The organism is Methylobacterium gregans, from assembly GCF_022179245.1.
GTDB lineage: Bacteria > Pseudomonadota > Alphaproteobacteria > Rhizobiales > Beijerinckiaceae > Methylobacterium > Methylobacterium gregans.
In genome coordinates, this window is the sequence record NZ_BPQM01000069.1 from 38238 (window position 1) to 45129 (window position 6892).

The 6892-nt window shown below is 69.6% G+C and carries 6 protein-coding genes; 2 read left to right on the forward strand and 4 right to left on the reverse strand.

The genetic code is table 11. The features are described from left to right. Window positions 1-94 precede the first annotated feature (94 nt). A complete protein-coding gene (locus MFF54_RS14800) occupies window positions 95-1378 on the forward strand; it encodes an MFS transporter (protein WP_238303626.1) in 1284 nt (427 codons plus the stop codon). 43 nt (window positions 1379-1421) lie between these two features. Here the strand turns inward: MFF54_RS14800 and MFF54_RS14805 are convergent, their stop codons facing one another. From MFF54_RS14805 to MFF54_RS14820, 4 genes are all read right to left on the reverse strand, one after another. Further along, window positions 1422-2660 carry a cytochrome P450 gene (locus tag MFF54_RS14805; protein WP_238303627.1) on the reverse strand — a complete coding sequence of 413 codons (1239 nt, stop codon included), beginning with the start codon at window positions 2658-2660 and terminating at the stop codon, window positions 1422-1424. Further along, entirely contained in the window at window positions 2657-3949 is a 1293-nt protein-coding gene (locus tag MFF54_RS14810; RefSeq protein WP_238303628.1) for an NAD(P)/FAD-dependent oxidoreductase, read from the reverse strand. The genes MFF54_RS14805 and MFF54_RS14810 overlap by 4 nt, the downstream gene beginning before the upstream one ends. Further along, window positions 3946-4188, reverse strand: coding sequence for a ferredoxin (locus tag MFF54_RS14815; protein WP_238303629.1), 243 nt, complete (start codon window positions 4186-4188; stop codon window positions 3946-3948). Before MFF54_RS14815 ends, MFF54_RS14810 begins: the two co-directional genes overlap by 4 nt. 572 nt (window positions 4189-4760) lie before the next feature. After that, window positions 4761-4991 carry a hypothetical protein gene (locus MFF54_RS14820; RefSeq protein ID WP_238303630.1) on the reverse strand — a complete coding sequence of 77 codons (231 nt, stop codon included), beginning with the start codon at window positions 4989-4991 and terminating at the stop codon, window positions 4761-4763. Window positions 4992-5172: 181 nt separating this feature from the next. Here MFF54_RS14820 and guaA point away from each other — a divergent pair, with 181 nt between their 5' ends. Continuing rightward, window positions 5173-6729, forward strand: coding sequence for a glutamine-hydrolyzing GMP synthase (guaA, locus tag MFF54_RS14825; RefSeq protein ID WP_238303631.1), 1557 nt, complete (start codon window positions 5173-5175; stop codon window positions 6727-6729). Window positions 6730-6892: the final 163 nt, after the last annotated feature.

Consider the following 6892-nt stretch of genomic DNA (forward strand, 5'->3'; position numbering starts at 1 on the left):
CGCCAAGATTCGGTGCTACCAGCCCCGCGGCCGCGGCAGACAACCCATAATCCACATCCTGCCGGCGCCAGAGATGAGCCAGAGTCTGAGTGTGATGAGTGAGATCGTATCGCGTAAAGTGCTCAGGCGGCTCGTGCCGTTTCTGATGCTCTGCTACTTCGCCGCCTTCCTCGACCGTGTGAACGTCGGCTTCGCCGCCCTCACGATGAACCGGGACCTCGGCCTCTCGGCGGCCGTGTACGGGTTCGGTGCGGGCATCTTCTTCCTCGGCTACTTCCTGTTCGAGGTGCCGAGCAACATCATCCTCGAGAAGGTCGGGGCGCGGCGCTGGATCGCCCGCATCATGATCACGTGGTCGATCGTGTCCGCCTCCACGGCCTTCGTGGTCGGCGAGTACTCGTTCTACCTCGTTCGCTTCCTGCTCGGCATCGCCGAGGCCGGGTTCTTCCCGGGCATCATCCTCTATCTGACCTACTGGTTCCCCTCGGAGCAGCGCGCCAAGGTGGTGGGCGCCTTCATGGCCGCGATTCCCATCTCCTCGGTGATCGGCTCGCCGCTCTCGGCCTGGATCATGGCGGCGACGGACGGCGCGCACGGGCTCGCCGGCTGGCAGTGGCTCTACCTGATCGAGGCGGCGCCGAGCTTCCTCCTCGGCTTCGCGGTGCTGGCCTACCTCACCGACCGGCCCGCGCTCGCGACCTGGCTCACCCCGCAGGAGCGGGACTGGCTCGTCGCCCGCATCGAGCAGGACCGCCGCGAGCGGGTCGTGGTGCAGAAGATCGGTCTGCGCCAAGCGCTGATGCATCCGCGCGTGCTCGGCCTCGCGCTGGTCTATTTCGGCGTCAGCACCGGCCTCTACGGCATCGGCCTCTGGCTGCCGCAGATCGTGAAGGGCTTCGGCCTCTCCACGATCGAGACCGGGTTCGTGACGGCGATCCCCTACATCGTCTCCGTCGTCGGCATGATCGCCTGGACGCGCCACTCGGACCGGACGATGGAGCGGACCTGGCACACGGCGCTCCCGGCGCTCGTCGGCGGCCTCGCTTTCGCGGCAGCGGGCTACATCCCCTCCCCGACCCTCGCGATGGTGGCGCTGAGCGTGGCCGCGCTCGGCGTGTTCGCCTGCATGCCGACCTTCTGGACGCTGCCCACCGCGCTCCTCACCGGCAGCGCGGCCGCGGGCGGCATCGCACTGATCAACGCGATCGGCGGCCTCGGCGGCTTCGTCGGACCCTACCTGATCGGCTGGATCAAGGACGCGACGGGCCAGTTCAGCCTCGCGCTCCTCGCCATCGCGGGCTTCATGGTTGCGGCGGGCCTGCTGGCGCTTGTCCTCGGTCGGTCCGGCACTGTGCCGGAGGCCGTGCCAGCGGAGTGAGCGGGCTGGCGAGTCGCCCTGCCGGGCGGCTCGCCGACCGGCCTCACCCCTCCCCAACCCCGGCGATCGCCAGCGGCAACGCGCTCGGGCCCCGCAGCGAGGCGCCCTGGCGATACGGCGGCGGGTCGGCCAGCAGCCGCGGCTCGCGCAGCCGGCGGCTCAGTGCGACGAGCGCGATCTCCGCCTCGATCCGCGCGAGCGGCGCGCCGACGCAGTAATGCAGCCCGCCGCCGAAGCCGAGATGGCAATTGTCGCGCCGGTCGGGGTCGAAGCGGTCGGGATCCGTGAAACGCGACGGGTCGCGGTTGCCCGAGGCCAGCAGCAGGACCACGGGCGCGCCCTCCGGGATCGTCGTGCCGGCGATCGGGATGTCGGCCAGCGCGAGGCGCGTCCGATAATGCACCGGCGGCTCGTAGCGCAGCAGTTCCTCGATGAGACGTGGCGCGATCTCAGGCTCCCGACGCAGCCTCTCCAGATGCTCGGGGAAGCGCAGGAGCGTGAGCATGCCGTTGGTGATCAGGTTCACGGTGGTCTCGTGGCCCGCCACCAGCAGCAGCACCGCCGTGGCGATGAGGTCGTAATCGTTCATCCGCTCGGCATCGTCCCCGGCCGCCAGATCGGTGAGGATGTCGTCCTCGGGTTCCCGGCGCTTGGCCTTCACGAGGTCCTGGATGTAGTCGGCGATCTCCGCGAAAGTCTCCTCGTTCTTGATCTGCGTCGCCTCGTCGCCCCGCTGGTTCGGCTCCAGGGCGGTCGCGAGCTGCGTCGCCCAGCCGTGGAAGCGCGCCTCGTCCTCCGGCGGCACCCCGAGCAGGTGGCAGATCACCGTGACAGGCAACGGGTAGGAGAATTCCTCGACGAGATCGATTCGCGTCTTGCCGGCGAGTTTGTCGATCAGCTCGCGGGTCAGCCGCTCGGTCTTGGCCCGCATGCCGCGCACGCGCGCGACGCTGAAGGCACGCATCACCCGGCCGCGCAGCGCCTCGTGGTCGGGCGGATCACGGAAGATGAAGGGCCGGTGCCGCTTCCGGATCTCGGCGCGCACGGGCCGGACGATGAGGTCGGTGATGGGGTGCCCGGTCCAGCGGAAATGCTGCGGGTCGGGCAGGTCGTCGGAGCTGATGCGCGGATCGTGCAGCAGGCGGTCGATCTCGGCATGCGTACCGACGACGTAGGTGCCGTCGTCCTGTGGGCAGATGGGCTGCCGTCGCAGCTCGGCGTAGAGCCCGTAGGGATCGGCACGATTGGCCGGATCGAGGATCCGCTCGAACAGGGTGCTCACCGGGCGGCATCCTCCAGAACCTGCGTTTCGATGCGGCGAGGCGCGTCGAGACCGCCGATCAGCGGCGGAAACGGTGCGCCCTGCAGGATCGCCGCCCTGTAGGCCGGGAGCCAGCGCGCGGAATCGACCGAGGCGGCCGCAACCGTGCGCCCGGCCTTGCCGAACACCGCGAGGAAGCGCCGCTCGGCCATCGAGCCCCGTACCACCGCGAAGCTGTCCGCACCCGCAGTCAGTCCAACGAGCTTGATCGTCAGCCCGAACTGCTGGGACCAGAAATCCGCCAGGTGGTCATGCGCCACCATCGCGTCGGGCCCCGGCGCCAGCATGTTGCGGGCGGCGGTGCGCCCCTGCGCCACCGCGTTGCCCCAGTGCTCAACCGCCACCAGGGCGTCGCCGTCGTGCGGGTTGGGCCAGTGCGCCACGTCGCCCGCCGCGAAGATCCCCCCCGCCGGGAGCCCGTCGGCACCGAGCGCACGGCAGAACCGGTCGCAGCGCAGGCCGTTGCGGTCAGTGGCGAGGGCGGCCCCGTCGAGCCACGCGATGTTGCGCGCGGCACCGATCGCCACCACGAGGCAGTCGGTCTCGATCCGCCCGCCATCCTCCAGCACCAGGGCGGCGAGGCGTCCACGCGGATCCGCCTCCATTCGGGCGATCGACGCGCCGAGGCGCAGGTCCACACCCGCTCCGCGCGCGACCTCAGCCATGAAGCCGCCGAGCGGTGCGCCGACCGCCCCGGCGAGCGGCACCGCGTCGCGCACCAGAACCGAGACCGGAATGTCGAGCTCCCGGCAGACCGAGGCGACCTCGAAGCTGATGAAACCGCCGCCGACGAGCACGACACGGGCCGGGCGGTCGCGCAGGCGCTGGGCCAGCCGCTCGGAATCGTCGCGGGTGCGCAGCGTCGCGACGCCGTCGAGGGCGGCCTCCGCCGGGTTGGGCCAGGGCCGGGCCCGCGTCCCGGTCGCCACAAGGCAGCGGTCGTAAGGGAGGCGCTCGCCGTCGGCGAGAATCACCGCGCGCTCGGTCCGGTCGAGCCTCGCAGCCGCCATGCCGAGGCGGAAGACGATGTCGAGGTCCGCCGGCTGCGGCAGGGTGGTCTCGGCACCGAAATCGCGGCGCAGAACCTGCTTGGAGAGCGGCGGCCGGTCATAGGGCCGATGCGCCTCGTCGCCGACGAGGACGAGGACGCCTGAATATCCCTCCGCGCGCAGGGTCTTGGCTGCGCTGAGGCCGGCGAGCGAGGCACCCACGATCACGATGCGGTCGGGGGCTGAAGAATCGGCGCTCACCGGGCCGCTCCGTTCTCCGCGGTGTGCTCCGCGGTGTTCTCCGCGGATTCACTGAGGCAGGCGGTGATCGCCCGCACCGGGCAGGCCTGCGCCGCACGCTCGATCTCGGCGCGGTCGGCATCGTCCGGCGCGGTGTCGTAAACCAGTGCCTCGCGGCCGTGCAGCACGAAGTGTCGGGGCGCCGCGTACACGCACTGCGCATAGGCCTGACACCGGTTGAGATCGACCACGACCCTCACTGCGCACCCCCCGCCTGTGGGGCGCTGCCGCGGTGCCCCACAGCCTAGATCGGCCGCGCGGGACCGGTATCAAGCGGGGCCGGAGAGCGGGATCAGTTCATCAGGTGTCGCAGAGCGCTGCCGTCCTCGCGCGCGAGCCGCTTGCCGACGGCGAGTAGCAGCATCTCGGACAGGCGGCGCAGGTCCGGGTCGTTCAATTCGAGCACGGCCTCGTAGGCCGCGATGCAACGGTCGGCCGCGATGGCCAGCGGTCTCTCGCTTTGCGCGCAAGATCCGCCGGACCGGCGATCCGATACTCGGCGGCCGTCCCTGGGTTTCGGCATGATTGGTGGGTCCCTCCGCCGGACCGCCTTAACATCCGATACTTCCCCTGTGTTTGCCAAGGGAACTGAAAATGACAGTTAGGCGAAAGGCCCAAAACGGTCGGCGGAAGTGACCCTAACTCACTGTCCGCTTAAAAAATTGACTTAGATTAATTTCCAACGCTCTGTCGAGGGCGACGACGCCGGTATAGTGCGGAGATGACCGGTGTCGTCGCCGTGCAAGAGAGGTTTTTTACCCCGAGGGCAGCCTCAGAAGCAGCGGCGGGTGCGCACCACCGCCACGCGGCCGTAGGGGCCGCGGCGCTTGGTCACAATCGTGCGGCACCGGGGACCGCGGATGACGGTACGGCGCACCACGCGCGCCTGTTCGATCCCGCTGCCGGGCGTGAGCACCGGGCCGGGGCCGAGCGGAAGGGCCGAGGCCGGAGCGGTGAGTCCGGCCAGGGTCAGGGCGGCAAGTCCGACGAAGATCGCTTTCAAGGGTCAAGCTCCTGCTTCGGTTGCGGGGCAGGCGGTGTCGCCCCCGAGTCCTGAACGATCGCTTAACCCCGGTTGCGGTTGCGCCGGTCAACGAATTGTGGGTTGAAGCAGTGGAGCCTTGCGGGCAGGCGCGTTGCGTGCGTCCCGGCGCTCGTCTAATCGCGGGTTCATGGCGACTTCCATGACGACCGACCACGACAAGATCCTGATCGTCGATTTCGGCAGCCAGGTGACGCAGCTCATCGCGCGCCGCGTGCGCGAGGAGGGCGTCTACTGCGAGATCGTGCCCTTCACGAAGGCGGCCGAAGCCTTCGCGGAAACGCGGCCGAAGGGGGTGATCCTCTCGGGCGGCCCGGAATCGGTGACGACAGAGGCCTCGCCCCGGACGCCGCAGGTGGTGTTCGATTCGGGAGTGCCGGTCTTCGGCATCTGCTACGGCCAGCAGACCATGGCGGCCCAGCTCGGCGGCGAGGTCGAGGGCGGGCACCACGCCGAGTTCGGCCGGGCGGAGATCGAGATCCTCAGCGACTGCGCGCTGTTCAAGGGCGTCTGGCACGTCGGCGAGCATTATCCGGTCTGGATGAGCCACGGCGACCGCGTCACCAAGCTGCCGGACGGCTTCACCACGGTGGCGATCTCGAAGAACGCGCCCTTCGCGGCGGTGGCCGACGAGGCACGCAAGTTCTACGCGGTGCAGTTCCACCCCGAGGTGGCGCACACGCCCCACGGCGCGCTGCTCATCCGCAACTTCGTGCGCGACATCGCCGGCTGCTCCGGCGACTGGACCATGGGCGCCTACCGCGAGGAGGCGATCGCCAAGATCCGCGAGCAGGTCGGCAGCGAGCGTGTGATCTGCGGGCTCTCCGGCGGCGTCGATTCGGCGGTCGCCGCGGTGCTGATCCACGAGGCGATCGGCAGCCAGCTCACCTGCGTCTTCGTCGACCACGGACTGCTGCGCCAGGGCGAGGCCGAGGAGGTCGTGCGGCTCTTCCGCGACCACTACAACATCCCGCTGGTCCACGTCGAAGCGCAGGAGATGTTCCTCTCCGCGCTCGAAGGCGTCAGCGACCCCGAGGTGAAGCGCAAGACGATCGGGCGACTCTTCATCGACGTGTTCGAGGCCGAGTCGAAGAAGATCGGGGGCGCCGCCTTCCTCGCCCAGGGCACGCTCTACCCCGACGTGATCGAGAGCGTGTCCTTCACGGGTGGACCGTCCGTGACGATCAAGAGTCACCACAACGTGGGCGGCCTCCCCGAGCGCATGAACATGAAGCTCGTCGAGCCGCTGCGCGAGCTGTTCAAGGACGAGGTTCGGGTGCTCGGGCGCGAGCTCGGCCTGCCGGAGGGCTTCGTCGGCCGCCACCCCTTCCCGGGCCCGGGTCTCGCCATCCGCTGCCCCGGCACGATCACGGGCGAGAAGCTCGACGCGCTGCGCAAGGCCGACGCGATCTACCTCGAGGAGATCCGCAAGGCCGGCCTCTACGACACCATCTGGCAGGCCTTCGCGGTGATCCTGCCGGTGAAGACGGTCGGCGTGATGGGCGACGGGCGCACCTACGACCACGTCTGCGCGCTGCGCGCCGTCACCTCGGTCGACGGCATGACGGCCGACTTCTACCCCTTCGACATGGCGTTCCTGGGCCGGGTCGCGACCCGGATCATCAACGAGGTCAAGGGCATCAACCGGGTGACCTACGACATCACCTCGAAGCCGCCCGGCACGATCGAGTGGGAGTAGCGGGGCCTCAACCCCGCCAGACGTCTCAGCCCCGCCGCTCAAGCGTCGCCACGTAGAACCCGTCTGTCCCGGTGCGGGCGGGACTCATCTGAAGACCGTGGTGGCGCGGGTGCGTCCCGATCTGGCGGACGCCGTGCGCTTCACCCACCACGGTCTTCAGATG